The sequence below is a fragment of the Geodermatophilus sp. SYSU D00703 genome (assembly GCF_054050155.1).
Window position 1 is genome coordinate 646338 of the sequence record NZ_JBJGYU010000001.1, and the last position, 24135, is coordinate 670472.

The 24135-nt window shown below is 73.9% G+C and carries 26 protein-coding genes, 1 tRNA gene and 1 pseudogene; 17 read left to right on the forward strand and 11 right to left on the reverse strand.

Going from position 1 to position 24135, the window contains the following annotated elements; genetic code table 11:
• Positions 1-30 precede the first annotated feature (30 nt).
• Complete coding sequence (locus ACI782_RS03265) at positions 31-534, reverse strand: MarR family winged helix-turn-helix transcriptional regulator (protein ID WP_456906014.1); 504 nt, start codon at positions 532-534, stop codon at positions 31-33.
• Positions 535-622: 88 nt separating this feature from the next.
• Here ACI782_RS03265 and ACI782_RS03270 point away from each other — a divergent pair, with 88 nt between their 5' ends.
• The 8 genes from ACI782_RS03270 to ACI782_RS03305 all read left to right on the forward strand — a co-directional run bounded on the left by ACI782_RS03270 (position 623) and on the right by ACI782_RS03305 (position 7953).
• A complete protein-coding gene (locus ACI782_RS03270; protein ID WP_456906016.1) occupies positions 623-1183 on the forward strand; it encodes a YceI family protein in 561 nt (186 codons plus the stop codon).
• A gap of 116 nt (positions 1184-1299) precedes the next feature.
• A complete protein-coding gene (locus tag ACI782_RS03275) occupies positions 1300-1479 on the forward strand; it encodes a hypothetical protein (RefSeq protein ID WP_456906018.1) in 180 nt (59 codons plus the stop codon).
• On the forward strand, positions 1469-2122 hold the full coding sequence (locus ACI782_RS03280) for a thioredoxin domain-containing protein (protein WP_456906020.1): 654 nt from the start codon (positions 1469-1471) through the stop codon (positions 2120-2122). Before ACI782_RS03275 ends, ACI782_RS03280 begins: the two co-directional genes overlap by 11 nt.
• Before the next feature lie 135 nt (positions 2123-2257).
• Positions 2258-2590 carry a hypothetical protein gene (locus ACI782_RS03285; protein ID WP_456906022.1) on the forward strand — a complete coding sequence of 111 codons (333 nt, stop codon included), beginning with the start codon at positions 2258-2260 and terminating at the stop codon, positions 2588-2590.
• A 167-nt stretch (positions 2591-2757) separates the two neighbouring features.
• A complete protein-coding gene (typA, locus tag ACI782_RS03290) occupies positions 2758-4647 on the forward strand; it encodes a translational GTPase TypA (protein ID WP_456906024.1) in 1890 nt (629 codons plus the stop codon).
• Between the two features lie 377 nt (positions 4648-5024).
• Entirely contained in the window at positions 5025-6242 is a 1218-nt protein-coding gene (locus tag ACI782_RS03295; protein WP_456906026.1) for an aldose epimerase family protein, read from the forward strand.
• 174 nt (positions 6243-6416) lie between these two features.
• The gene (locus tag ACI782_RS03300; protein WP_456906028.1) at positions 6417-6908 is read left to right on the forward strand and encodes a DUF5994 family protein; all 492 of its coding nucleotides are present in this window, start codon (positions 6417-6419) and stop codon (positions 6906-6908) included.
• A 61-nt stretch (positions 6909-6969) separates the two neighbouring features.
• Positions 6970-7953: an NAD-dependent epimerase/dehydratase family protein gene (locus ACI782_RS03305; protein WP_456906030.1), complete on the forward strand. Its 984-nt coding sequence runs from the start codon at positions 6970-6972 to the stop codon at positions 7951-7953.
• Positions 7954-7963: 10 nt separating this feature from the next.
• On the opposite strand, the gene ACI782_RS03310 is transcribed toward ACI782_RS03305, so the two are convergent.
• The 5 genes from ACI782_RS03310 to ACI782_RS03330 all read right to left on the reverse strand — a co-directional run bounded on the left by ACI782_RS03310 (position 7964) and on the right by ACI782_RS03330 (position 12824).
• Positions 7964-8896 carry a sulfite exporter TauE/SafE family protein gene (locus ACI782_RS03310; RefSeq protein WP_456906032.1) on the reverse strand — a complete coding sequence of 311 codons (933 nt, stop codon included), beginning with the start codon at positions 8894-8896 and terminating at the stop codon, positions 7964-7966.
• Positions 8897-9085: 189 nt separating this feature from the next.
• Positions 9086-10087, reverse strand: a complete 1002-nt coding sequence (locus ACI782_RS03315) for a sulfite exporter TauE/SafE family protein (RefSeq protein WP_456906034.1) — start codon at positions 10085-10087, stop codon at positions 9086-9088.
• A gap of 457 nt (positions 10088-10544) precedes the next feature.
• Positions 10545-11546 (reverse strand): anion permease, encoded by a 1002-nt coding sequence (locus ACI782_RS03320; protein WP_456906036.1) that lies wholly within the window; start codon positions 11544-11546, stop codon positions 10545-10547.
• Positions 11547-11552: 6 nt separating this feature from the next.
• A complete protein-coding gene (locus ACI782_RS03325; protein WP_456906038.1) occupies positions 11553-12170 on the reverse strand; it encodes a DUF47 domain-containing protein in 618 nt (205 codons plus the stop codon).
• Between the two features lie 105 nt (positions 12171-12275).
• Complete coding sequence (locus ACI782_RS03330; protein ID WP_456906040.1) at positions 12276-12824, reverse strand: sigma-70 family RNA polymerase sigma factor; 549 nt, start codon at positions 12822-12824, stop codon at positions 12276-12278.
• An 85-nt stretch (positions 12825-12909) separates the two neighbouring features.
• Between ACI782_RS03330 and ACI782_RS03335 the strand changes: the two genes are divergently transcribed.
• Genes ACI782_RS03335 through ACI782_RS03355 form a run of 5 tightly spaced genes read left to right on the forward strand, consistent with a single transcriptional unit; the run spans position 12910 to position 17880 of the window.
• On the forward strand, positions 12910-13554 hold the full coding sequence (locus ACI782_RS03335; RefSeq protein WP_456906042.1) for a zf-HC2 domain-containing protein: 645 nt from the start codon (positions 12910-12912) through the stop codon (positions 13552-13554).
• Positions 13551-15344: a copper resistance CopC/CopD family protein gene (locus ACI782_RS03340; RefSeq protein ID WP_456906045.1), complete on the forward strand. Its 1794-nt coding sequence runs from the start codon at positions 13551-13553 to the stop codon at positions 15342-15344. Before ACI782_RS03335 ends, ACI782_RS03340 begins: the two co-directional genes overlap by 4 nt.
• A gap of 30 nt (positions 15345-15374) precedes the next feature.
• Positions 15375-16154, forward strand: coding sequence for a YcnI family protein (locus tag ACI782_RS03345; protein WP_456906047.1), 780 nt, complete (start codon positions 15375-15377; stop codon positions 16152-16154).
• Positions 16151-16807, forward strand: a complete 657-nt coding sequence (locus ACI782_RS03350) for an SCO family protein (RefSeq protein WP_456906048.1) — start codon at positions 16151-16153, stop codon at positions 16805-16807. The genes ACI782_RS03345 and ACI782_RS03350 overlap by 4 nt, the downstream gene beginning before the upstream one ends.
• Entirely contained in the window at positions 16804-17880 is a 1077-nt protein-coding gene (locus ACI782_RS03355) for a hypothetical protein (RefSeq protein ID WP_456906050.1), read from the forward strand. The genes ACI782_RS03350 and ACI782_RS03355 overlap by 4 nt, the downstream gene beginning before the upstream one ends.
• Before the next feature lie 13 nt (positions 17881-17893).
• Here the strand turns inward: ACI782_RS03355 and ACI782_RS03360 are convergent, their stop codons facing one another.
• The gene (locus ACI782_RS03360; protein WP_456906052.1) at positions 17894-18709 is read right to left on the reverse strand and encodes a phosphocholine cytidylyltransferase family protein; all 816 of its coding nucleotides are present in this window, start codon (positions 18707-18709) and stop codon (positions 17894-17896) included.
• On the reverse strand, positions 18706-19812 hold the full coding sequence (locus ACI782_RS03365; RefSeq protein WP_456906054.1) for a CDP-glycerol glycerophosphotransferase family protein: 1107 nt from the start codon (positions 19810-19812) through the stop codon (positions 18706-18708). Before ACI782_RS03365 ends, ACI782_RS03360 begins: the two co-directional genes overlap by 4 nt.
• A 392-nt stretch (positions 19813-20204) precedes the next feature.
• Here ACI782_RS03365 and ACI782_RS03370 point away from each other — a divergent pair, with 392 nt between their 5' ends.
• From ACI782_RS03370 to ACI782_RS03385, 4 genes are all read left to right on the forward strand, one after another.
• A complete protein-coding gene (locus tag ACI782_RS03370; RefSeq protein WP_456906056.1) occupies positions 20205-20972 on the forward strand; it encodes a M23 family metallopeptidase in 768 nt (255 codons plus the stop codon).
• 15 nt (positions 20973-20987) lie between these two features.
• Positions 20988-21407 carry a helix-turn-helix domain-containing protein gene (locus ACI782_RS03375; protein ID WP_456906058.1) on the forward strand — a complete coding sequence of 140 codons (420 nt, stop codon included), beginning with the start codon at positions 20988-20990 and terminating at the stop codon, positions 21405-21407.
• 20 nt (positions 21408-21427) lie between these two features.
• Positions 21428-21841, forward strand: a complete 414-nt coding sequence (locus tag ACI782_RS03380; RefSeq protein WP_456906060.1) for a VOC family protein — start codon at positions 21428-21430, stop codon at positions 21839-21841.
• Positions 21842-21923: 82 nt separating this feature from the next.
• Positions 21924-21996, forward strand: a tRNA-Ala gene (locus tag ACI782_RS03385).
• A 152-nt stretch (positions 21997-22148) separates the two neighbouring features.
• On the opposite strand, the pseudogene ACI782_RS03390 reads toward ACI782_RS03385, so the two are convergent.
• The 3 genes and pseudogenes from ACI782_RS03390 to ACI782_RS03400 form a co-directional block, all read right to left on the reverse strand.
• Positions 22149-23222 (reverse strand): annotated as a pseudogene (locus ACI782_RS03390) (site-specific integrase); the annotation flags it as partial.
• A 73-nt stretch (positions 23223-23295) separates the two neighbouring features.
• Positions 23296-23598 carry a helix-turn-helix domain-containing protein gene (locus ACI782_RS03395; protein ID WP_456906062.1) on the reverse strand — a complete coding sequence of 101 codons (303 nt, stop codon included), beginning with the start codon at positions 23596-23598 and terminating at the stop codon, positions 23296-23298.
• A 195-nt stretch (positions 23599-23793) separates the two neighbouring features.
• On the reverse strand, positions 23794-23982 hold the full coding sequence (locus tag ACI782_RS03400; RefSeq protein ID WP_456906064.1) for a hypothetical protein: 189 nt from the start codon (positions 23980-23982) through the stop codon (positions 23794-23796).
• Between the last annotated feature and the right edge of the window lie 153 nt (positions 23983-24135).

A 24135-nucleotide genomic window follows, 5' to 3' on the forward strand; every position in this document is an offset into this window, starting at 1 on the left:
GCAGCGCCAGGTCGCGGGTCCGCTGGGCGCTCAGCGGCCGTCGAGGTGACGCAGCAGCGTCTCGCCGAGGTCGCGCATGTGCTCGACCTGCTCGGGGGTGAGCTGGTCGAACAGGTGCGCGCGGACGCCCGCGACGTGCACCCGCGCGGCGGCCTCCAGCGCGGCGAACCCCTCGTCGGTGAGGACGGCGAGCTGGCCGCGGCCGTCCTCGGCGCAGACCTGCCGGCGCACCCAGCCGCGCTCCTCCAGCCGGGCCACCGCGTGGGAGAGCCGGCTGCGCGAGGACAGGCAGCGGTCGGCGAGCTCGCTCATCCGCAGCCGCCGGTCCTCGGCCTCCGACAGGGCGACGAGGATCTCGTAGTAGGCGTGCGAGATCCCGGTCTCGCGGGTGAGCTCGCGGTCGAGACGGTCCTGCAGGAGCAGCGAGCTGTACAGCCACGCGCGCCAGGCCCGCTGCTCGTCGGCGTCCAGCCAGCGGGGCTCCCCGGCCTGACGGCCGGCGCCGTCCCTCGGAGCGGACACGTGCGCGGTCATGTCTGTCAGGGTACTGGCGAAATAGATGAGCCTTCAACTACGCTGGGCCCCGGCAGAAGGTCAAGCGCTCAATCACCTGGAGAACACCATGACCAGCACCGCCACCCAGATCCCCGGCTACGTCGTCGGCACGTGGGACATCGACCCCACCCACTCCACCGTCGGCTTCTCCGTCCGCCACATGATGGTGAGCAAGGTCCGCGGCTACTTCCGCGACTTCTCCGGGGAGATCGTCACCGCCGAGGACCCGGCGCAGTCCAGCGTCACCGCGCGGATCGACATGGACTCCATCGACACCCGTCAGGAGCAGCGCGACGCGCACATCCGCTCCGCCGACTTCTTCGACGTGGGCAACCACACCGAGATGACCTTCCGCTCCACCGCGGTCCGCACCGACGGCGCCGACTGGACGGTCGTCGGTGACCTGACCATCAAGGGCATCACCAGGACCGTGGAGCTGGAGCTCGAGCTCAACGGCTTCGGCCCCGACGCCTACGGCGGCACCCGCGCCGGCTTCTCGGCCAAGACGGAGATCTCCCGCAAGGAGTTCGGCGTCGACATCGACATGCCCATGGACGGCGGCGGCGTCGTCGTCGGCGACAAGATCAACGTCGAGCTCGAGATCGAGGCCGTGCTCCGCACCGCCTGAGTCGACTCGCTCGCACGACGGACCCCGGGCGCACCGCCCGGGGCCCGTCGTCGTGTCCCGGCCGGTTCCCAGGTGCCCCCGAGCCTCCTGCCAGGCGGGCGGCCGACGCTGGCGCCGTGGGACGGTCCCTCCTCCCGTGGCTGGCCACCGCCGGCCGGCTCCTGCTCGGCGGGGTGTTCGTCGTCGCACTGCTGCTCGTCGCGCTCGGCCTGGCCCGCCGGCCGCGGTCCCGGCTCGCGCTCGGCGGCGGGCCGGGTCCCGTCCTGCGGGGCGAGGGGGCGCAGCGTGTCCGCTGAGGACCGACGGGAGGCCGCCCGCCGCCCCATCGCCGAGGAGCGGGCGGCCGAGGCGCGCGCCCGCGCGCACGCCGGGCGTCGCCGCCGGACGGTGGTGGGCGGTGTGGTGGCCGCCGTCGTGCTCGTGGTGGCCGTCGTGGTGGTGGTCGTCGTCCAGACGGCACGGACGTCGACCCCGGCGGACGCCGTGCCCGCCGGCACCGTGGACGCGGGCGTCGGCATCCCCGTCGGGGAGTCGGACGCGCCGGTGACCGTGGACGTGTATGAGGACTTCCAGTGCCCGATCTGCGCCTCGTTCGAGGCGACGAGCGGCGCCACGCTCGACCGGTTGGTCGAGGACGGCGCGATCCGGCTCGTGTACCACCCGATCGCGTTCCTGGACCGGGCGTCGACGACCGACTACTCCACCCGGGCGCTGAACGCGGCCGGCGTGGTGCTCGACCGGGCCGGCGTCGAGGCCTTCGTGCGGTTCCACGACCTGCTCTTCGCGCAGCAGCCCCCCGAGGGCGGCGCCGGGCTGAGCGACGACCGACTGGTCGACCTCGCGGCGCAGGCGGGCGCGTCGGACGCGGCGGTCGGCGACGGCATCCGGAACCGGGCGTTCGGGGACTGGACCGCGCAGGTCATCGCCGCGGCCGACTGACGCCGGCCCCTGCGCCGACGATCACGGAGCCGGGTGCGGACACGCCGGTCGTCGCCCGAGTGTCGTCCCCCCGAGGCCGTGATCGTCGGCGGGCGCGGCGGGAACCGAGACGTGGCGAGGGGGAGACTGGTCGGCATGTCGACGTCCACGCTGACCCGTGTCCGCACCCGCTTCCCGTCCGCCGTGCTGGTCGCGCTCGGGCTCGCCGCCGGCTTCGGCGTCGCGCAGGGCACCGGGGTCCGCGCGCTCGGTGGCGCCCTCTTCGCCCTCGGCGGGCTGGGCGCGGCGTGGCTGTGGGTGCAGCGGCGCGGCTGGGCGGTCGCGCTGGGCCTCGGCGCGCTCTACGTCGGCGCCTTCGTCCTGGCCCACGTCCTGGCGCTCGGCGTGGGGCTGGCGGCGTGGCTCGCCGTGGGATTGGTCACGATCGCCGCCGCAGGGGTGACGTTCGCGGTGGCCGACCGCGCCTGACGTGCTGGAACGGCCTCGGTCCGGAGGCTCGTCCCGAGCCTGCGAGGGATGAGGGGGACCAGGTCCTTCTACTAGGGTGGGAAGGTCGCCGGGTCGGCGACCGTTACTCCAGATGCCGCGAGCGCCGACGCCGCGGCTCCCCGAACTCCCCGAGGTGCCGTTCCCGCATGCCCACTCGCGACGACCTGCGCAACGTGGCGATCATCGCCCACGTCGACCACGGCAAGACGACCCTGGTCGACGCCCTCCTCCGTCAGGCCGGGGCCCTCGGCCGCGCCAAGGGCGAGGGCACCGACGCCGACACCACGCAGGACCGCGTCATGGACTCGATGGACCTCGAGCGTGAGCGCGGCATCACCATCCTCGCCAAGAACACCGCCATCCGGCTGGCCGACGACGAGGGCAACCCGGTGACGGTGAACATCGTCGACACCCCCGGTCACGCCGACTTCGGCGGCGAGGTCGAGCGCGGCCTGTCGATGGTGGACGGCGTCGTCCTGCTCGTCGACTCCTCCGAGGGGCCGCTCCCGCAGACCCGCTTCGTGCTGCGCAAGGCGCTGGCCAAGCAGATGCCGGTGATCCTGGTGGTCAACAAGACCGACCGGTCCGACGCCCGCATCGCCGAGGTCGTCGACGAGACCTACGAGCTGTTCATGGAGCTGCTCGAGGACAACGGCCTGGACACCGACGCGCTCGAGTTCCCGATCGTCTACAGCAACGGCAAGACCGGGCAGGCGTCGCTGGAGCGGCCCGCCGACGGCGCCAGCCCCGACAGCCCGGACCTCGGCCCGCTGGTGAAGACCCTGCTGGAGACCATCCCGGCGCCCACCTACGACGCCGAGGAGCCGCTGCGCGCGCAGGTCACCAACCTCGACGCCTCGCCCTACCTCGGCCGGCTGGCGCTGCTGCGCATCCACTCCGGCACGATGAAGAACGGCCAGACGGTCGCCTGGTGCCGCACCGACGGCACGGTCAAGAACGTCAAGATCACCGAGCTCCTCATGACCGAGGGGCTGACCCGCACCCCGGCCGAGAGCGCCGGTCCCGGTGACCTGGTCGCCATCGCCGGCATCGAGGACGTCATGATCGGTGACACCCTCGCCGACCCCAACGACCCGCGCCCGCTGCCGCCGCTGACCGTCGACGAGCCGTCGATCTCGATCACCATCGGGATCAACACCTCGCCGATCTCGGGCCGCTCCGGCAAGAAGCTCACCGCCCGGCTGATCAAGAACCGGCTCGACCAGGAGCTGGTCGGCAACGTGTCGGTGCGGATGCTGCCCACCGAGCGCCCCGACACGTGGGAGATGCAGGGCCGCGGTGAGCTCGCGCTGGCGATCCTCGTCGAGCAGCTGCGCCGCGAGGAGTTCGAGCTGACCGTCGGCCGGCCGACCGTCGTCACCAAGGAGATCGACGGCAAGCTGCACGAGCCGGTCGAGCGGGTCACCATCGACACCCCGGGCGACTACGTCGGCACGCTGACGCAGGCGCTGGCCACTCGCCGCGGGCGCATGGAGAACCTCGTCCACCACGACACCGGCTGGGCGCGGATGGAGTACATCGTGCCGTCGCGCGGCCTGATCGGGTTCCGCACCGAGTTCCTCACCGAGACCCGCGGCACCGGCGTCCTCAACCACAACCTCGAGGGCTACGAGCCGTGGATGGGCGACATGCGCGCCCGCCCGACCGGCTCGCTGGTCGCCGACCGGCAGGGCGTGGCGACGTCGTACGCGATGTTCTCGCTGCAGGAGCGCGGCTCGATGATGGTCGCCCCCGGCACCGAGGTGTACGAGGGCATGATCGTCGGGGAGAACTCCCGGCCCGACGACATGGACGTCAACATCACCAAGGAGAAGAAGCTCACCAACATGCGGTCCTCGACCGCTGAGGAGCTCGAGCGGCTCATCCCGCCGCGGATCCTGAACCTCGAGCAGGCGCTGGAGTTCTGCGCCGAGGACGAGTGCGTGGAGGTCACCCCGGCCGCGATCCGCGTGCGCAAGGTGGTCCTCGACCAGAACGAGCGGGGCAAGGCCCGCAACCGCAAGCCCAAGGCCTGAGAAGGACCCCGTCCTCCCCACCCTTCGCACGCTCAGGGCGGGCCCCGGGACGGGGCCGTACGGAGTCAGGCCCATGAGCAAGGCCTGAGACACCCTCTGCCCCCACCGCTCGCACGCTCGCGGCGGGGCCCTGCAGGGGGCAGCCCTGACGGCCGAGTGAGCAGTCGTCGCGACCCGTGCGCGACACGCCGTCCCCCACGGCGGCGACCGCTCACTCGGCCGTCCGCGTCTTTGACACCTCTCCGGCTGCCTCCCTACCGTTCCGAGTCGTCCCAGGACCGCTCGTCGGGGTGCCTGCCCGCCCGTTCTCCCGCTCCTGGCGGTGCCCCCGCCACCGCGCGACGACGCCGGTGGCCCGCACGGACATCGGAGTCCCCATGACCGGACGCCCGGCAGCCATCCCGCCCTCCGCGACCCCTCGGGGACGCCGACGCCGCTGGCCGGTCGTGGCCGCGGCCGGTGTGGGCCTGCTCGCCACCGGACTCGCCACCCCCGCCGCGGCGCAGGGCGCGACCACGACCGTCGAGCCGTTCGGCACCGCCCCCGACGGCACCGAGGTCGAGCGCTGGACCCTGGCCAACGGGGACATGACGGTGCGCGTGCTCACCTGGGGCGGCGTCATCCAGTCGCTGGAGGTCCCGGACGCCGACGGGGAGGTCGAGAACGTCGTCCTCGGCTTCCCGGACCTGGCCGGCTACGTCGAGGACACCGACCCCTACTTCGGCGCCCTGATCGGCCGGTTCGGCAACCGCATCGCCGGCGGCACCTTCACCCTCGACGGCACGGCCTACCAGCTGCCGCAGAACGACGGCCCGAACACCCTGCACGGCGGGCCCGACGGCTTCGACGACCGCGTCTGGGAGGCCACCGACGTGGGCGACGACGAGGTCGCCGCCCTACAGCTGGGGCTGGTCAGCGAAGACGGCGACCAGGGCTTCCCCGGCACCCTCACCGCGACCGTCACCTACAGCCTGGACGCCGAGTCGCGGCTGACGGTCCACTACGAGGCCACCACCGACGCGCCGACCGTGGTCAACCTGACCCAGCACACCTACTGGAACCTGGCCGGCGAGGGGTCCGGGAACATCTACGACCACGAGCTGCTGCTCGACGCGAGCGGATACACGCCGGTCGACGAGACGCTCATCCCGACCGGCGAGATCGCGCCCGTGGAGGGCACCCCCTTCGACTTCCGCGAGCCCACCGCGATCGGCGCGCGGATCCGCGAGGCCGACCAGCAGCTGCTGTACGGGCAGGGCTACGACCACAACTGGGTGCTCGACCGGGAGGACGACGGGGCCCGCGAGGGTTCCGACAGCGAGGACCCGCTCGAGGAGGCGGCCGTCGTGCGGGATCCCGACAGCGGCCGCACGCTGACCATCACCACCACCGAGCCGGGCATCCAGTTCTACTCGGGCAACTTCCTCGACGGCACGCTGGTCGGCACCGGTGGCTCGATCTACCGGCAGAGCGACGCGCTGGTGCTGGAGACGCAGCACTTCCCCGACTCGCCCAACCAGCCGGACTTCCCCTCCACCGAGCTGCGCCCCGGCGAGGTCTACGACAGCACCACGGTGTTCGCCCTGACCAGCTGAGACGGCACGACCCGCGGACGCCGTGGTCGGTCCGTGACGGGTTGTGATGACGGGCCGGTGGGCGGGAACCCGCCCACCCGGCGCACGTCGGCACCCGCCGGGCCCGCTCCCTAGGTTCTCCTCGGGCCCGTGTAGCCGGGCCGGGAACCGACGACGGAAGGCGGCGCGACGCTGATGAGGACGACCCTGCAGACGCTGGCGGCCGAGGGGCACCGGGGCGGCATCGACGTCCGGGTGAGCGTGCGCAGCGACGCGGGGTCGGGGGAGCACGCCTTCGACGGCGCCTGGTTCCCGCGCAGCCGCGACCTGACGGTGGAGCTGCCCGAGCTGGTGGCCGCGCTGGACAAGCGGGGCTTGCGCATCGAGCGCTTCACCTACCCGCTCGACGTCTGGACCGCCGCGCCCCGCAAGGTCGCCGTCGGCGGCCGGGTGGTGCGCACGGGGGGCTTCCGCAGCATGGACCCGGGCGTGGTCTGCCTGAGCTGGGACGGCGGCACCCGGCGCGCGGACCTGCTCGTCGTCCCGCCGGAGACCGACGTGATCACCGGGGCCCGGGCGCTGCGGCTGTGCACCCGGCGGGGCCTGCCGCGCTCACCGCAGATGGTGCTGGCCGCCGCCCGGTCGACGCCGCTGCCGCAGGTCCCGCGCCTGGCAGTGACCGTCTGAGCCGGTTCGCCCGCCGCGAACCGGCTGGACGGAGGGGGAGCGGCTCGGCTGGGCTGTCGCCATGCGACTGCTCGTCCTCGGCGGCACCCACTTCCTCGGCCGGCACGTGGCGACGGCGGCCCTCGACCGCGGCCACGAGGTGGCCACCTTCACCCGCGGCGTCTCGGGCGCGCCTCCGGACGGCGTCCGCGCGCTGCACGGCGACCGGGACGACCCCGCCGCGCTGCCGGCCGCCCTCGACGGCTGGACGCCGGACCTCGTCGTCGACACCTCGTGCCAGACCCGCGCGGCCGCGCGGCACGCCGCCGAGACCCTGGGCACCCCGGCGGTCCGGGGATACGCCTTCGTCAGCAGCCTCAACGCCTACCGGGACTGGCCGCCCGGACCCGTCCGCGGCGAGGACGGACCGGTCTGGGACAGCGACGAGGACGAGTACGGACCGATCAAGGCCGAGGCCGAGCGGGTGCTCGGCGCCGCGCTCGCCGGACGCTTCCTCACCGCCCGCGCCGGCCTGATCGTCGGCCCGCACGACCGCGTGCACCGGCTGGGCTGGTGGTTGCAGCGGATCGCACGTGGCGGGCGGGTGGTCGTCCCCGACGGGTTGGACCAGCCGATCGCCGCGGTCGACGTCCGCGACCTCGCCGGCTGGCTGGTGGCCGTGGCCGAGCGCGGCGAGTCCGGCGCGGTCAACGCCACCGGCCCGGCCGGGATGACCACCCTGGGCGGGCTGCTCGACCTGTGCCGCCGGGTGACGGGGAGCGACGCGGAGTGGGTGGTGGTCCCCGAGGCGGACCTGCTCGCCGCGGGCGTCGAGCCGTGGCTGCACCTGCCGCTGTGGCTGCCCGCCGAGATGGCCGGCACCGCCTGGGACGTCGACACGACCCGGGCCCGCCGGCTGGGGCTGCCCAGCCGTCCCCTGGAGGAGACCGTCGCCGACACCTGGGCATGGCTGCAGACGGTCGACGAACTCCCGCCCCCGCCGCACGGGATGCCCGCGCCCGGCCTGCCTGCCGATCTCGAGGCCGCGCTGCTCGCCGGACGCTGAGCGGCCGGGGTCAGCCCCGGACCGGCGCGGCGTCCAGCCGGGCTGCTTCGGCGGCGAGGGCGTCGGCGGACTCCAGGGCGCGGTCCTTGCGGTACTCGCGGAAGGAGTGGACGACGGCGGCGGCCCAGACCAGGTACAGGATGGCGTAGACGGTGTACCGGACCGGGTCGGCGGCGTCGATCCAGTCGCTGCGCAGCAGGGTGCGGGTGTTGGTCAGCACGATGATGCCGCCGACCAGGGAGCCGAGCATGCGCGGCGGGACGTGGCGGACCAGCCAGGCGGCGATCGGGGCGGCGATCAGCCCGCCGATGAGCAGCGCGAGCACCCAGGCGAAGTCGATGCCCTGCGAGCCGAGGGCGAGCAGGAAGCCGAGGCTGGCGGCGAGGGCGACGAGGAACTCGGAGGTGTCGATCGAGCCGATCACCTTGCGCGGCTCCATGCGGCCGCTGGCCAGCAGGGCGGGGGTGCCGACCGGGCCCCAGCCGCCGCCGCCGGTGGCGTCGACGAAGCCGGCGACCAGGCCGAGCGGGCCGAGGAAGCGCTTGCGGACCGGCTTGCCCAGGTGGCGGCGGTCGACGCCGCGGAGGGTGAAGCGGATGAGCAGGTAGACGCCGAGGGCGAGCAGGATCAGCGACATCACCGGGGCGGCGACCTCGGTGGAGAGGTTGGCCAGCACGGTGGCGCCGAGGAAGGCGCCGATCGCGCCGGGGACGCCGACCTTGGCGACCACGCGCCAGTCGACGTTGCCGAACTTCCAGTGCGACAGGCCCGAGGCCAGCGTGGTGCCGATCTCGGCGAGGTGGATGGTGGCCGAGGCGGCGGCGGGGTTGGTGCCGATGGCCAGCAGCAGCGTGGTCGAGGTGACGCCGTAGGCCATGCCCAGGCTGCCGTCGACCAGCTGCGCGCCCAGGCCGACCAGGGCCAGCAGGACGAGCGCCCTCACCGGGAGGAGCCTGGTTCCGCGTCGCGTCCCCGCGGGGACGCCGTCACCTCTGCCACGCTTCCCTGTCTACGGACCGGCGGGGGCGGGAGGTACGCCTCAACCAGGGGATCGCGGACGCCACAACCTGGGGGTCCGCACGCGACAGGGGCCCCGCCCGGCGGTTGCCGGACGGGGCCCCTGTCGCGTCGTTCAGTCCTGGGGTGCGCTGGGCCGGCCCCGGGTCAGGTTGCGGTCGAGATCCGCGACGTCGGCCGCGTCGGCCGGCAGCTCGATCTCGTCCCGCAGCCGGGCTGCTTCGGCGGCGAGGGCGTCGGCGGACTCCAGGGCGCGGTCCTTGCGGTACTCGCGGAAGGAGTGGACGACGGCGGCGGCCCAGACCAGGTACAGGATGGCGTAGACGGTGTACCGGACCGGGTCGGCGGCGTCGATCCAGTCGCTGCGCAGCAGGGTGCGGGTGTTGGTCAGCACGATGATGCCGCCGACCAGGGAGCCGAGCATGCGCGGCGGGACGTGGCGGACCAGCCAGGCGGCGATCGGGGCGGCGATCAGCCCGCCGATGAGCAGCGCGAGCACCCAGGCGAAGTCGATGCCCTGCGAGCCGAGGGCGAGCAGGAAGCCGAGGCTGGCGGCGAGGGCGACGAGGAACTCGGAGGTGTCGATCGAGCCGATCACCTTGCGCGGCTCCATGCGGCCGCTGGCCAGCAGGGCGGGGGTGCCGACCGGGCCCCAGCCGCCGCCGCCGGTGGCGTCGACGAAGCCGGCGACCAGGCCGAGCGGGCCGAGGAAGCGCTTGCGGACCGGCTTGCCCAGGTGGCGGCGGTCGACGCCGCGGAGGGTGAAGCGGATGAGCAGGTAGACGCCGAGGGCGAGCAGGATCAGCGACATCACCGGGGCGGCGACCTCGGTGGAGAGGTTGGCCAGCACGGTGGCGCCGAGGAAGGCGCCGATCGCGCCGGGGACGCCGACCTTGGCGACCACGCGCCAGTCGACGTTGCCGAACTTCCAGTGCGACAGGCCCGAGGCCAGCGTGGTGCCGATCTCGGCGAGGTGGATGGTGGCCGAGGCGGCGGCGGGGTTGGTGCCGATGGCCAGCAGCAGCGTGGTCGAGGTGACGCCGTAGGCCATGCCCAGGCTGCCGTCGACCAGCTGCGCGCCCAGGCCGACCAGGGCCAGCAGAACGAGGGTCTTCACGGGGGTTCTCCGGATCCGGGGAGGAGGACGCGGGCGCGCGGCAGGGCGCGGCACAGCGCGGGACGAACGGGGGAGGGGGACGCGCGAGTGCGCGAGGAGGTCAGCAGCCCGGACAGCGGGCGGTGCAGACACGCAGCAGGTCGACGTGGATCCGCCCCACGAGGAGCACCGTCGTCGCCGCCACGGCGATATGTCTACCAGATCGGTCGGGATATACGTCAAGCCTGGTCCCAGCCAGCGGGACGCCGTCCCCGCCGGACGCGACGGGCCCGGCGGGACGCGCCTGCCGGGCCCCGTGGGGAGGGGTGCCGCCGGTCCTGTCAGCCGACGTGACATCGGTCGGCCTCCGCGCGCCGCTGGAGGACCCCGCTGCCCCCGAGCGCGCGCAGGCTCGCGCCGGGCCCCTGCAGCGCGGCCGCCTGGTCGCTCGCTGCGATGCCCCTCGCAGGAACGCTGGTCAGCCGACGACGAGGTCGGTGAGGAAGTAGGCCACCGCCGCGACCGCGGCCGCCGCCGGGAGCGTGACCACCCACGCGACGACGATGTTCCCCGCCACGCCCCAGCGGACCGCCGAGAGCCGCCGGGTGGCGCCGACACCCATGATCGACGTCGTCGTGATGTGGGTCGTCGAGACCGGGACGGCGAAGACCGTCGCGGTGGTGACCATGACGGTGGAGGCGACCGTCTGGGACGCGAACCCGCCGGCCGGGGTGAGCTGGATGATCCGGCGGCCCATCGTCCGCATGATGCGGAACCCCCCGGCGTACGTGCCGGCGCTGATGGCGAGCGCGGCGGCCAGGACCACCCACAGCGGCACGGTGAAGTCCTCGATCTCCCCGGCGGTGAACAGGGCCAGGGTGATGACCCCCATGGTCTTCTGCGCGTCCTGCAGGCCGTGGCCGAGGGCCATCGTCGCCGAGCTGAGGATCTGCGCGTACTTGAAGCCGCGATTGGCCCGGGCGACGTGCGCCCGCCGGAAGGACCACAGGAGCAGCAGCATGAACAGGTAGCCCAGGCCGAAGCCCACCATGGGCGAGACGACCATCGGGATGACGACCTTGTCGAGCACGCCCATCCACTGGACGGTGTGCGCGGCGGCGAGCGCGGCGCCGACCAGCCCGCCGATCAGCGCGTGCGAGGACGACGAGGGCAACCCGAACCACCAGGTGATCAGGTTCCAGACGATGGCGCCGATCAGCGCGGCGAAGACGATCTCGAGGCCCTCCGTGCCCTCGGGGGGGTCGATGATGCCCTCGCCGACGGTCTTGGCCACCTCCGTGGACAGCAGCGCGCCGATCAGGTTCATCACCGCGGCCAGCGCCAGGGCGACCCGGGGGGTGAGCGCCTTCGTCGACACCGCCACGGCGATGGCGTTGGCCGCGTCGTGGAAGCCGTTGGTGTAGTCGAAGGCCAGGGCCACCAGGACGATGACGACCAGCGCGACGAAGGCGGCGTCCATACCGGGTCAGGACTCCTTGACGGTGATCGTCTCGACGACGTTCGCCACGTGCTCGAAGGCGTCGGCGGCCTCCTCGAGCTGGTCGGCCACCTCCTTGAGCTTGAGGATCTCCAGCGCGTCGAACTCGCCGCTGTAGAGGCGCGACAGCAGCCGCCGGTACAGCTTGTCGGCCTCGTTCTCGATGCGGTTGACCTCGATCCAGTAGTCGGAGAGGTCCTTGAGCGTCCGTAGGCGGGGCATCGCCTCGGCGGTCGTCTGGGCGGCCCGCTGCAGCAGGGCGGCCTGCTGGTTCATCTCGGCCGGCAGCGTGCCCAGGCCGGTGAGGATCACCAGGTCGGCGGCGGCCTCGACGAAGTCCATGACGTCGTCGAGGTCACTGGCCAGGTTGTAGATGTCCTCGCGGTCGAACGGCGTCACGAAGCTGGAGTTCAGCTGCCGGAAGATCGCGTGGGTGGACTGGTCACCCACGTGCTCGAGCTCACGGAGCCGGTCGGCCAGCTCGCCGCGTCGGGCGTGGTCGTTGATGAACTCGCTGAGGACGGCGGTCGCCGTCACCAGGTTCTCCGCGGAGGCGGTGAACAGGGGGTAGAAGCTCGAGTCCTTGGGGGTCAGGCTGAAGGGCACGACGTGGGGCTCCCGATCGGCTAGGGGGCCGTCCTCCCGCCGGCCTGGCGGTCGCACGGCCGTCGGGCAGCATAGGTGCCCGTTCACCCCGGGTTCACGCAGGAGTCATGCCCGCGCGGCGTCGGTGTCCTCCCCGGCGATCGCGTCGACGAGGTCGGCGCGGGCCCGCGCGACCCGCGACCGGATGGTGCCGAGCGGGCACCCGGCGACCTCGGCGGCCTCGGCGTAGGGCAGGCCCAGGAGCTGGGTCAGCACGAAGGCCTCGCGCCGGTCGGGCGCCAGGCGGGCCAGCAGGTCGGTGACGACGGCGCCCTCGCCCACGCGGTCCGCGCCGTCGGCGAGGTCCAGCGCCTCCAGGTCGGCGTCATCGCGGACGAGGGTGAGCCGGCGGCGGCGCCGCGAGCGGACCGCGTCGGCGCAGACCCGGCGGGCGATGGCGAGCAGCCAGGTGCGCAGCGACGAGCGGCCCTCGAACCGGTGCAGGGCGCCGAACGCGCGCAGGTAGGTCTCCTGGGTCAGGTCGTCGGCGGACTGCCGGTCCCCGAGTGCGGCGCACAGCCGCCACACGTCGGACTGGGTCGCCCGCACCAGCGCCGCCGCGGCGAGGGGGTCGCCGTCGACGGCGGCGGAGGCCAGCCGCTCCAGTTCGTCCACGCCCTGCATCCTCCCGGTCGACCGCCGTCCGGGCTGCTCCCGAAATCGGGGGAACCAACCGGCCCCGACGGACGACTACCCCATCATGCAGTGCACCCCCTACCGCGAGGCGCTCTCGGCGCGGCTCGACGGCGAGACTCCCGGCCTGCCGACGCCGGAGCTCGACGCGCACCTGGCCTCGTGCGTCGAGTGCGCCACCTGGGTCTCCCGCGCCGAGCTGGTCACGCGGAGGGCCCGGCTGGCGCCGGCGCCGGCTGTGCCGGATCTCACCGCCGCCGTCCTGGCCGCCCTGCCGCGCGAGCTGCCGGGGACCCGGGCGGCCGCCCGCGCGCGGCTCGTCGCGAGCGCGCTGCGGCTGGCCCTGCTGGCGGTGGGGGTGGCCCAGGCCGGGTTCGCCTGGCCTTCTCTCTCCTCCGGCGCGGCCGCGATGAGCGCGCCGGTGCACATGGCCCACGAGTCCGGTGCCTGGAACCTCGGCATCGCGGCGGCCTTTCTCGCCGTGGCCGCCGCGCCCCGCCTGGCCGCCGGTGCGCTGCCCTTCCTCGGCACCTCCACCGTGCTGCTCGCCGTCCTCACCGTCGCCGACCTGCGGGCCGGCCACGTGCACGCCGACCGCGCGGTCGCCCACCTCGTCCTGCTCGTCGGCGTCGCGCTGGTGGCGACCGTCGCCTGGCGGCGGCGCCGGCGGCGGACGGTCCCCGCGGTCGCGCGGAAGCGGGTGGCCGCGTGACGCGCCGCTCGCCGACCACGGCACTGCTCCTGCTGCTGGCCCTGGTCGGGGCCTGGCTGGGGGCGGGCGTGGTGACGGCGCCACCCGCCGCTGCCCACGCCGAGCTCGTCTCCACCGACCCGGGGGAGGGGGCCCGGCTCGCCGAGGTGCCGGCGGAGGTGACCCTCACGTTCAGCGAGGGCGTCTCGCTCGGCGCCGGCTACGCCCGGGTGCTGACCTCCGACGGCGAGCGGGCCGACGCCGGCACCGCAGCGGTCGACGGCGCGACGCTGAGCGTCCCCCTGCGTACCGGGCTGCCCGACGACGGCTACCTGGTCACCTACCGCGTGGTCTCGGCCGACTCGCACCCGATCTCGGGCGCGTACTCCTTCGTCGTCGGCGACGGCGAGCTGGTGCCTGCCGGGAGCTCGGCCGGCGAGGCGGACAGCGACCCGGTCGTCGCCGCTCTCCTGCCGGTCGCCCGCTGGCTCGGCTACGCCGGCCTCGCGCTCGGCCTCGGTGTGCCGGTGCTGCTGCTGGCTGGCTGGCCCGCCGGCTGGGCGTCGCCGCGGCTGCACCGCCTGGTCACCGGCGGGCTGGTCGCGGTGGCCGCGGGCGCCGTCGTCACCTTCCTGCTGCAGGGGCCCTACGCCGCCGGCAGCGGGCTGGGCTCGGTGGTCGACCCGGCGCTGCTGGGCGCGACCGCGTCGTCGGTCAACGGGCTCACCCTGCTGGCCCGGGCGGTGCTGGCGGGCGCGCTGCTGCTGGCGCTGTGGCCGTCCTGGGCCACCGGGCGCGCACCCGAGCGCAGCGTGGCGGTCCTCGCCGGCCTCGCCGCGGCCGGGCTGGTGGTCGCCACCGCCGCCGTCGGGCACCCGGTCGCCGGCGCCTGGCCCGTGCTGGCCGTCGCGGCGGCCACCGTGCACACCGCGGCCATGGCCGTCTGGCTGGGCGGCCTGGTCGGCCTGCTCGCCGGCGTCCTGCGCGAGGACGCGCCCGCGGCGGACCTCGCCCGCGCGCTGCCGCCCTTCTCCCGGCTGGCGGCCGGCTCGGTGACCGCGCTGGTCGTCACCGGCGTCGTCCAGTCGGTGCGCGAGGTCGGCTCGCCCGCCGCCCTGGTGACGACGACCTACGGCTGGCTGCTGGTGGCAAAGCTCGGCCTGGTGCTCCTGCTGCTCGCCGCGGCCGGCATCTCGCGGGTGTGGGTGCAGCAGCACCTCGGCATCGCCCGCTCCCGGCCAGCCGGGCGCCGCCGGGTGACCGCGCACGCGTTCTCCGCCACCGCCGGACCCGAGCCGCACCCGGTCGTCGCGTCGGCCGCGGGGGCGCGTGCCGAGGTCCAGGCCGAGGCGGCCGCCGTCGAGCGGCCCGTGCTGCGCCGCGCGGTGCTGGCCGAGCTGGGCATCGCCGTCGTCGTCCTGGCGGTGTCGTCGGTGCTCGTCGGCACCCCGCCGGCGCGGGCGGAGGTCGCCCAGCCGGTGGACGTGACCCTGCCGCTGCGCACCGCCGAGGGCACCGACGGCAGCGTCCAGGTCTCGGTCGACCCCGCCACCGCCGGGCCGAACACGCTGCACGTCTACCTCTTCGACCAGGCCGGGCAGCTCGCCCAGCCGGTCGACATCCGGGTGACCCTCACCGAGCCGGAGCAGGAGATCGGCCCGATCGACGTCGCCCTGGAGCCGGGCGGGCCCGGCCACTACGTCGGCGACGGGATGGCCATCCCGGGCGCCGGCACCTGGACCCTCGCGGTCACCGTCCGGCTGGACGAGTTCACCGCGAGCACGGCCAGCACCACCCTCGCGGTGCGCTGACCCCGCTCCACCAGATCCGACAGGAGAAGCATGTCCACATCCCTGCCCCGTCCGCTCGCGCGGCTGGGGGTAGTCGTCCTCGCCCTGCTCACCGCGCTCGCCGCCGCCGTCGCGACGGCCGGTGTCGCCTCGGCGCACGTGAGCGTCTCGTCGTCCGACGCCGCACCCGGTGGCTTCGGCAAGCTCACCTTCCGCGTGCCGAACGAGAGCGACACCGCGAGCACCGTGGCGCTGCGCATCTCGATCCCGGAAGAGGCGGCGATGGCGTCACTGCGCTACGAGGCCGAGCCCGGCTGGACGGTGACGATGACCCGGTCGGACCTCGAGACGCCGCTGGAGAACCACGGCGAGCAGGTCACCAGTTACGTCTCGGTCGTCGAGTTCCGGGCCGCGGACGGCGGCGGGATCCGCCCCGGGGAGTTCGCCGAGTTCGCGCTCTCCGGCGGGCCGATCCCGGACGTCGAGCAGGTCAGCTTCCCGACGGTGCAGACCTACAGCGACGGCACCGAGGCGGCGTGGATCGAGCCGACCGTCGACGGTCAGCCGGAGCCGGAGCGTCCCGCGCCGGTGCTGGCGCTGGCCGGAGGCTCCACGGGCTCCAGCGGCGCCGAGGAGCCGGCCGGTGACGGTGCGGCCGAGCCCGCCTCCAGCGACACGGCGACCGACCCGGCCTCCTCGACCGAGGCGGCCGCGGACGAGGGCTCGAGCACGGGCACCGTCGCGCTCGTCCTGTCCGTCGTCGCGCTGCTCCTGGGCATCGGCGGCGTCGTCCTCGGGATGCGGGCGGGCCGTCGTACCGTGTCCTCGTGACTCCGCACCGCCGCAGCCGTCCGGCCGTCCTGGCGCTGTGTGCCGGGCTCCTGCTGGCCGGCTGCAGCGGTGGCGCCGCCGCCGAGGAGGGCGAGGCGCACGACCACTCCGGCGGCGTCGCGGTCGTCGAGGGCCCCGAGGACCGCTATGCCGGCCTCGACCTACCCGATCCCTACCAGCGGCCCGCGTTCACCCTCACCGACACCGCCGGTCAGGCCTACGACTTCGCGACCGTCACCTCCGGCACTCCGACGCTGCTGTTCTTCGGCTACACCAACTGCCCCGACGTCTGCCCGACGACGATGGCCGACGTCGCCGTCGCGCTGCGCGGCCTGGAGCCGGCGTTGGCCGAGCAGGTGCAGGTGGTCTTCGTCACCACCGACCCGGCCTTCGACACCCCGGAGGTGCTCGCCGAGTACCTGGGCCGGTTCGACGCCGACCTGCCCAACCGCTTCGTCGGGCTGACCGGCGACCAGGCCGCGATCGACCGCGCGCAGCTGGCCACGGGCGTTCCGCTGGCCGAGGAGCAGGGCCGGCTGCACTCCTCGCTGCTGCTGCTCTACGGAGCCGACGACCTGGCGCACGTGGCGTTCGACACGGGCAACACCAGCCGCGACATCGCCGGCGACCTCGAGCTGGTGGCGGGGGCGTGACCCGCGCGGCGAGCCGTCTGCTGGTCGTCGTCCTGGGAGCGATGGCGGCCCTGCTGCTGGCCGGGCCGGCGCAGGCGCACGTCGGCGGTGGGTCCGCCGGCAGCGACTTCGACGCGCGCGTGCTCGCCGTCGAGCCGGCGATGCCCGGGGTCTCGGTGCGGGTGCTCTCGTTCGGTGACGAGTTCGAGGTCGTCAACCCGACCGCGGCCGATGTCGAGGTGCCCGGCTACTTCGACGAGCCCTACCTGCGGATCGGGCCGGACGGCGTCTGGCGCAACGCCAACAGCCCGGCCACCTACATCAACCTCGACCGGTACGGCCGGACGACGCTGCCGGAGAACGCCGACCCGGACGCCGAGCCGGAGTGGGTGCAGGTGTCGACGGAGCCGCTGTACGTGTGGCACGACCACCGCACGCACTGGATGAGCGAGGGGCTGCTGCCGCCGGCGGTCGCGGCCGACCCGACCCGCGAGCACCTGGTGTCGGAATGGGTCGTGCCGATGGCCCACGCCGGCACCGCCGTGCAGATCCGCGGCGAGCTCACCTGGAGCCCGCCGCCCTCGCCGTGGGTGGTGTGGCCCCTCTACGCCGTGGTGGCCCTGGTCGCCGTCGCCGCCGGGGTCGTCGCCCGGGGGCCGCGGCTGCTCGGCGGACTGCTGCTCGTCGGCGGGGCCGCCGCGCTGTGGCACGCGGTGATGACGCCGGAGCCGGCGGCGAGCGTCTCCTCCCACGCCGGTGCGGTCGTCTCGGCGCTGCTGCCCGCGCTCACCGCCGTCGGGGTGGCCGTCCTCGGGTTCGTCGCCTCCCGGCGCGGGCGCGGTGCGATGACCGGGCTGCTGGCCGTCGTCCTCGGCTGGCTGCTGCTGGTGCAGGGGCTGCCCGACGTCGACGTCCTGTGGACCGCGCACGTGCTCTCCGGCGGTCCGGCGCTGCCCGGCCGGGCCGCGGTGGCCCTGCTCGTGGCCCTGGGCGCCGGCTGCGTCGTCGGCGGCGTCGCCGCGACCCGCCGGTTCCGGGAGGCCGGTGGCCGCCCCGACCACCGGCCCACCCAGGAGCCGCTCCCCGTCGCCTGACCCGGCCCCCTCCTCAGGCCGGTTCGCCGGCCAGCGGGTGCAGGAGGGCGCGGGAGCCGAACAGCTGGTTGGCCCGCTCGAGGTCGGCCTCGAAGTCGACCTCGACGGCGGACCAGCGGGAGATGTCCAGCGGCCGGAACCGCAGCCCCTCGGCGAGGATCGCCGTCTCGATGCCGCGCTCGAAGTAGTCCTGCGCGGCGCAGGCGGCCAGGTGCTCGACCAGCACCGGCTTGTCGGCCGACGACACGTGGTTGATGCCCACCGCCTCTCCGAGGCCGCCGGAGACGGTCTTGGAGAGCTCGGCGATGCACCCGTCGGCGTCGACGGTGTACTTGACCTCCTCCTCGGCGACGGTGGAGGTGTCGACACAGACGAAACTCTCGTCGGCCCGCAGCGCCGGCAGGGCCGCCTCGAGGACCGCCGGGTCGAACACGACGTCGCCGTTGAGCCAGAGCACCCCACCGTCACCGGTCGCGCGGAGCGCGCGGAGCAGGCTCTGCGAGGTGTTGGTGACGCGGTAGTCGGGGTTGTAGGCGAACCGGACGTCGGGCACCGCCTTCATGACCCGCTTGGCCTTGAAGCCCACGACGACGGTGACGTCGACGGCCGGACCCAGGACTGTCCGCAGGCCGTCGAGCTGCCGCTGCAGGATGCTGCGGCCGTCCTCGAGCGGGGTCAGCGGCTTGGGCCAGGGCCGGCCCAGCCGGGTGCCCATGCCGGCGGCCAGGATGACGACCTGGACCGGGGGATGGAGGAGCCGGGGCGCCGGCGGGCGGCCCAGATCTCGCAGAGCGCTCGTCAGGGCTCGGTCGTGGGTCCGCACAGTCATCCCCTTTCCTCAGTGGCGCGCCCGGCGGGTTCGCCGGACGCGAAGAGCAGGTCGAGCACGCGGTCGGAGGCGTGCCCGTCCTCCAGTGCGCAGAAGGTCGCCCGGAAGCCGGCGTAGCGGTCGGCGCAGCTCGCGACGATCTCGTCGACGTCCCGGAGGGCGTCGACGAGATCCCTGCTGGTCCTGAGCAGTGGCCCGGGCGCGACGTCGACGATGTCCACGTAGAACCCGCGCAGGTCGTCCCGGTAGCGCTCCAGATCGTAGGTGAAGAGCAGGATCGGCTTCTCGGTGACGCCGAAGTCGAACATCGACGACGAGTAGTCCGTGACCAGCACGTCGGCGGCCAGGTACAGCCCGGAGATGTCGGGGTCGGCCGAGACGTCGACGACAGGGAGGCCCGGGTCGAGCTCCAGCCGGCCGGCGACGATGTTGTGCAGCCGGACCAGCAGCACGTGGTCCTCGCCGAGCCGGTCGCGGAAGTCGGCCAGGTCGATCGGCAGTTCGAAGTCGCGCCCGCCGTCGCCGTCGAGGACCAGGTCGTCGCGCCAGGTGGGGGCGTAGAGCACCGCCGTCGTCCCGTCGGGGATGCCCAGGCGGGCACGCACCCGCGCGCGCACCGCGTCACGGTCCGGGCTGCTGAGGACGTCGTTGCGCGGGTAACCGGTCTCGGGGACCGGGCCGGGGAAGCGGAAGGCGCCGCGCAGCCGCTCGGTGCTGTACGGGTTGGGCGACAGCAGCAGGTCCCAGCGGGCGACGTCGAGGTCGGCCTTGTCCAGCCACCCTGGCCGCGCCGGCTGGACGTCGTGGTGGATGCGCTTGAGCGGCGTGCCGTGCCACGTCTGCAGGTAGGTGGTGCCCGGCTGCTTGTCCCAGAGCATCGACACGCAGTCGTTGGCGACGACGACGTCGGCCGACTCGAGGGCCGCCCGCGCCTCGGGGGTGCCGTAGAGGACCGTCTCCACCCCGGCCGGGAAGGAGTTCCGCGTCGCCTCCGTGCACAGCCAGGTGTGCGTCGCCTCGACACCGCGCCCGAGCAGGGCCTCGTAGAGGGCACGGGGGTTGTCGGCGAACAGGCCGCGGAAGCTGAACCAGACGATCTTCACCGGCGGCGACGTTCGTCGCTCGCGCGCGGCTGCGGGTCCCGCCTGGTCATGCGGCATCGGTCCTTCTCGTGCGGTGGGCGCCCCCTCGCCAGTGGTGCTGGCCCGGGCGGCGATCGACGTCGTCCGGGTGGTGCGGCGACGACAACAAGTACACGCGAAACCGGGACCCGTCGAATCGGAGCGCGCCGTTCCGTTGCCGGATGGATGCAGAACACCGCCCGGGCGGGGACCGGGGCGCCTGGGACGGGTGGGACGTGTGGGGAGGAGCACAGCGGCGTGTCCCGGATGACGCGCCGATCGGAGGGTCACGAAAGCGTCACGGAGTGTTTGTATCGGCGGCGCCCCATCTGGCCCGGCGACGGGCGTTCTTCCCCCACGAGACGGGTAGGTGCATGGCCGGTCGACGTCGCGCCACGACCACCGGCGACCGGTCGGTCGCCTGCAGGTCCGGAGCCGCCGCAGTCGCGGCACGGCGCACCGGCGGACCGCGCCGGGCGCCGCTGCTGCTGGCCGCGGTCGTCGCCGGCGGCGTGATCGCGGGGGTCACCGGGGTCGCCGGTGTGCCGGACGCCGCGGCCGAGTCCACGTCGGTGCTCGCCGCGCAGCAGGGGCTGGTCACCGCCGACGAGGACCTCGAGCTGCTCCCGCAGGCGTCGATCTCCGTCGCCGAGGCCGAGGCCCGCCTGGCGGAGGTGGCCGCGTCCCGCGCGGCGCGGGCGGCGGCCGAGGCGGCCGCCGCCGAGGCGGCGCGCGAGGCCGCCCGGCCCAAGGCGGTGCTCCCGGTCTCCGGCGCCCGGTTCACCAGCGGGTACGGCGGGCGCTGGGGCACCTTCCACTACGGCATCGACCTGGCCGCGCCGATGCGGACGCCGGAGTACGCGGCGATGGACGGCGTCGTCCTTCGGGCGGGGTCGGCCAGCGGGTTCGGCCTGGCCGTCTACGTCCTCCACGAGAACGGCGACGTCACCGTCTACGGCCACATGGACGAGATCCTCGTCGAGCCCGGCCAGTTCGTGGAGGCGGGGGAGACCATCGCCCTGCTCGGCAACCGCGGCCAGTCCACCGGCCCGCACCTGCACTTCGAGGTGCACGAGGGCGGCATCGACGGCGAGCGGGTCAACCCGGTGCCGTGGCTGGAGGAGCGCGGCGTCTCGATCTGACCGCTGCGTGGTGGGATGCGGGTCGTGCCCGCCGCCGAGGACGCCAACCGCCGGCTGCTGCGGGCCCGGGACGCGATGGACCGCGCCTACGCCGAGCCCCTCGACGTCCCGACCCTGGCGCGGATCGCGCACGTGTCCGAGGCGCACTTCATCCGGACCTTCCGCGCCACCTTCGGGGAGACGCCCAACCGCTACCTGCAGCGGCGCCGGGTGGAGCGGGCGATGTTCCTGCTGCGCTCCACCGACCGCAGCGTCACCGACATCTGCATGGACGTCGGGTTCAGCAGCCTCGGCACGTTCAGCCGGGTGTTCCGGGACGTCGTGGGAGAGCCGCCCTCGGTGTACCGGCGGCGCGGACCGATGCCGCTCGCGCCGTCCTGCTTCGCGATGGCGTGGTCGCGGCCGAGCAGTTTCGGAGAAGCGCGGGAGACGTGATCGTCTCTAGCGTCGCTCCCATGCTGACCGCGATCACCATCACCCAGATCTACGTCCCCGACCAGGACGCCGCCCTCGACTTCTACGTCGGGAAGCTCGGGTTCGAGGTCCAGGCCGACATGGACTTCGGGCCCATGCGCTGGCTCACCGTGAACCTGCCGGGCCAGCCCGACCGCGCCGTTCTGCTGGAGCGGCCCGGACCGCCGTCGATGAGCGACGAGACCGCCGCGCAGGTGCGCGACGCCGTCAGCAAGGGGGTCGCCGGCGGCCACCTCTTCTTCGCCTGCGACGACGCCCACAAGACCCACGCCGAGCTGAAGGCGAAGGGCGTGGAGATCACCGAGGAGCCGGTCGACCAGCCCTACGGCATCGACTTCGGCCTGCGAGACCCCTTCGGCAACCACATCCGCATCGCCCAGATGAAGCAGGGCTGACCCGCCCACACCCCCTGCGTCAGCGCGCCGACGCGGCCCTGTACAGTTGTCGACGGCTCGGGGAAGAGACCGGGCCGGGCAAGGGGCTGTGGCGCAGCTGGTAGCGCACCACACTGGCAGTGTGGGGGTCAGGGGTTCGAGTCCCCTCAGCTCCACCCTCTTGACCAGGCCGTTCTCCTTCGGGAGGGCGGCCTGTGTCGTCTCTGGTTGCAGTTGTGGTTGCAGTTTGCCGACCCATATCTGCGAGCAGCACCGTGCCCATGCGGTCAGCCGCCTCGCGGGCCAGGGCGGGCATGACGTGGCTGTAGATGTCCATCGTCGTGCGCATCTGGCTGTGGCCGAGCAGCTCCATGACCACCCGCGGGTGCACGTTCTCGCTCAGCAGCAGGGTGGCGGCGGTGTGCCGGCCGTCGTGCAGGCGGACGTGCCGGACGCCGGCGGCCTTCAGCAGTCGGGACCAGTCGTCGTAGTCGGTCTTCTTGTCGATGGGCCGGCCGTTCGGCTGGGCGAAGACGAGGTCCTCGTCGTGCCACTCAGAGCCGGCCAGCATCCGCTCGCCGAGTTGGGCGGCCTTGTGTCGGTGCAGTTCGGCGACCAGGGGCAGCGGCAGCGCGAGGGTGCGGTGGCTGCGCTTGCTCTTGGGCTCCTCGTAGATCAGCCCACCGCCGCGGACGCGGTGGATGCTGCGCCGCACCGTCAGCGTGTTGTTCAGCAGGTCGACGTCCTTCCACTGCAGCGCCAGCGCTTCGGACTGCCGGAGGCCCAGTGCGAGGGCGACGGTCCAGCGGGCGGCATTGCGAACGTGCGCGGCTGCGGCCAGGACGGCGCGGGCCTCACCGAGGTCGAGGGCGGCGGCGATGTCGCTGGGGCGCTGGGCGGGCGCGTCGACCAGCGCGGCCACGTTGCGGGGAATGTGGCCGCGCTGGACGGCGACGGTCAGGGCCCGGGACAGGATCCGGTGGTGGCGGAGCACCGAGGCGGGGGAGTAGCCGCCGTCGAGCAGGGCCGTGTAGAGCTGGTCCAGGTGCTCGGGCCGGAGCCGGTCGAGTCGGTGGCGGCCGATGCCGGGGATGAGGTGCCGGCGGATGGCGGACTCATAGCTCTCCAGGGTCCGCAGGCGCACACGGCGCGGCGCGATGGTCGTCAGCCAGTGCTCGAGCCACCAGGCGACTGTTGGGGTCGAGGCCTCGCTGACCGTCCCGTTGTCCCGCTTGCGCTCCAGCTCTCGGACCTTCGTGACCACGACGCCGCGGCTCTTGCTGCTGACGTGGCGGCGGTCGAGCTTGCCGTCCAGCTTGAACCCGACGGAGACGTAGCCGTGCCAACGGCCGTCGGCGCCCTTGTAGATCGACGACTCGCCGTTCGACGCGCGTCCCGTCATCGGCTACCCCTGGATCTCGGCCGGCGGCTCAGTCTGGCCGAGCAGGCGGACAGCGGTGGAGCTTCCTGTGGATTCACGCCGCGTCGTCCGGTGTGGGGCAGAGCTCAAAGAGTCCATGCTGGTCCTCAGCGGTGCGGCCGCGTGCCGGCGGACGAGCGGGAACAGGCGGGGGAGCCTCCAGGCGGCGGACGAAGCGTTCGAGCCCCGCCCGGGACAGGCGGCAGCTACGGCCGATGTGGACGGGCCGCAGGTCGCCTGCCTTCATGAGCGGGTAGATGGTGGTTCTGCCGACGCGCAAGACCAGCGCGGCCTCCTCGGGGGTTAGCAGGAGTGCGCCGCCGGCCAGCACGTCGCGCAGGGGCTGCGGATCACCCATGCCATCGCCTCCTGCCGTGAGCGTTCCCGCGCGACGGCGACCGGCTGCGGATGGAGTGCTGTTGCGGTCGCGTCGCGCTGTTGCCGCCCGAGAGTGCGCCGGCTCCCTTCAGGCGCCCTCCAGTTGCTCGAGGAGGACGCTGCCCGGCCGCTGCCAACAGCCCACTGGCGACTGGAGAAGTGCTGCAGATCGGGCTCAGTACACGTTGGGAGCTCCGGTCAGCCGGGCGCGGCGCCGGTAGGCCTGCAGCACCTTCTCCAGTTGCCGCGCAAGCCCGGGCAGGTCGCGGTCGTAGACGCGACCGTCGCTGAACTGGCCGACGAGCTCCTCGAGAAGATGTGGCCAGTCGCGCCGCGTCGGGACCAGGGGGACGTGGACTCGCACCAGTCTCTCGACCACCTGAACGGGTGCACGAGCTGAAGTCGTGGCCCGTGTCTGCTCCCAGGCTCGGTGTCGGCAGGTGGCCGAACACCACTTGGGGATCGGTCCACGGCTCTTCGGGGTGATCGGGCCGCCGCACCACCCACAGATCCGTGC

Excerpts from the sequence above, each read along its gene's own strand:
- ACI782_RS03270 (WP_456906016.1), top strand. The coding sequence starts at position 623 with ATGACCAGCACCGCCACCCAGATCCCCGGCTACGTCGTCGGCACGTGG.
- ACI782_RS03395 (WP_456906062.1), bottom strand. The coding sequence starts at position 23,598 with ATGGGTGATCCGCAGCCCCTGCGCGACGTGCTGGCCGGCGGCGCACTC.
- ACI782_RS03295 (WP_456906026.1), top strand. The coding sequence starts at position 5,025 with ATGACCGGACGCCCGGCAGCCATCCCGCCCTCCGCGACCCCTCGGGGA.
- ACI782_RS03305 (WP_456906030.1), top strand. The coding sequence starts at position 6,970 with ATGCGACTGCTCGTCCTCGGCGGCACCCACTTCCTCGGCCGGCACGTG.
- typA (WP_456906024.1), top strand. The coding sequence starts at position 2,758 with ATGCCCACTCGCGACGACCTGCGCAACGTGGCGATCATCGCCCACGTC.
- ACI782_RS03320 (WP_456906036.1), bottom strand. The coding sequence starts at position 11,546 with ATGGACGCCGCCTTCGTCGCGCTGGTCGTCATCGTCCTGGTGGCCCTG.
- ACI782_RS03380 (WP_456906060.1), top strand. The coding sequence starts at position 21,428 with ATGCTGACCGCGATCACCATCACCCAGATCTACGTCCCCGACCAGGAC.
- ACI782_RS03285 (WP_456906022.1), top strand. The coding sequence starts at position 2,258 with ATGTCGACGTCCACGCTGACCCGTGTCCGCACCCGCTTCCCGTCCGCC.
- ACI782_RS03375 (WP_456906058.1), top strand. The coding sequence starts at position 20,988 with ATGCGGGTCGTGCCCGCCGCCGAGGACGCCAACCGCCGGCTGCTGCGG.
- ACI782_RS03335 (WP_456906042.1), top strand. The coding sequence starts at position 12,910 with ATGCAGTGCACCCCCTACCGCGAGGCGCTCTCGGCGCGGCTCGACGGC.
- ACI782_RS03370 (WP_456906056.1), top strand. The coding sequence starts at position 20,205 with ATGGCCGGTCGACGTCGCGCCACGACCACCGGCGACCGGTCGGTCGCC.
- ACI782_RS03360 (WP_456906052.1), bottom strand. The coding sequence starts at position 18,709 with ATGACTGTGCGGACCCACGACCGAGCCCTGACGAGCGCTCTGCGAGAT.
- ACI782_RS03265 (WP_456906014.1), bottom strand. The coding sequence starts at position 534 with ATGACCGCGCACGTGTCCGCTCCGAGGGACGGCGCCGGCCGTCAGGCC.
- ACI782_RS03345 (WP_456906047.1), top strand. The coding sequence starts at position 15,375 with ATGTCCACATCCCTGCCCCGTCCGCTCGCGCGGCTGGGGGTAGTCGTC.
- ACI782_RS03300 (WP_456906028.1), top strand. The coding sequence starts at position 6,417 with ATGAGGACGACCCTGCAGACGCTGGCGGCCGAGGGGCACCGGGGCGGC.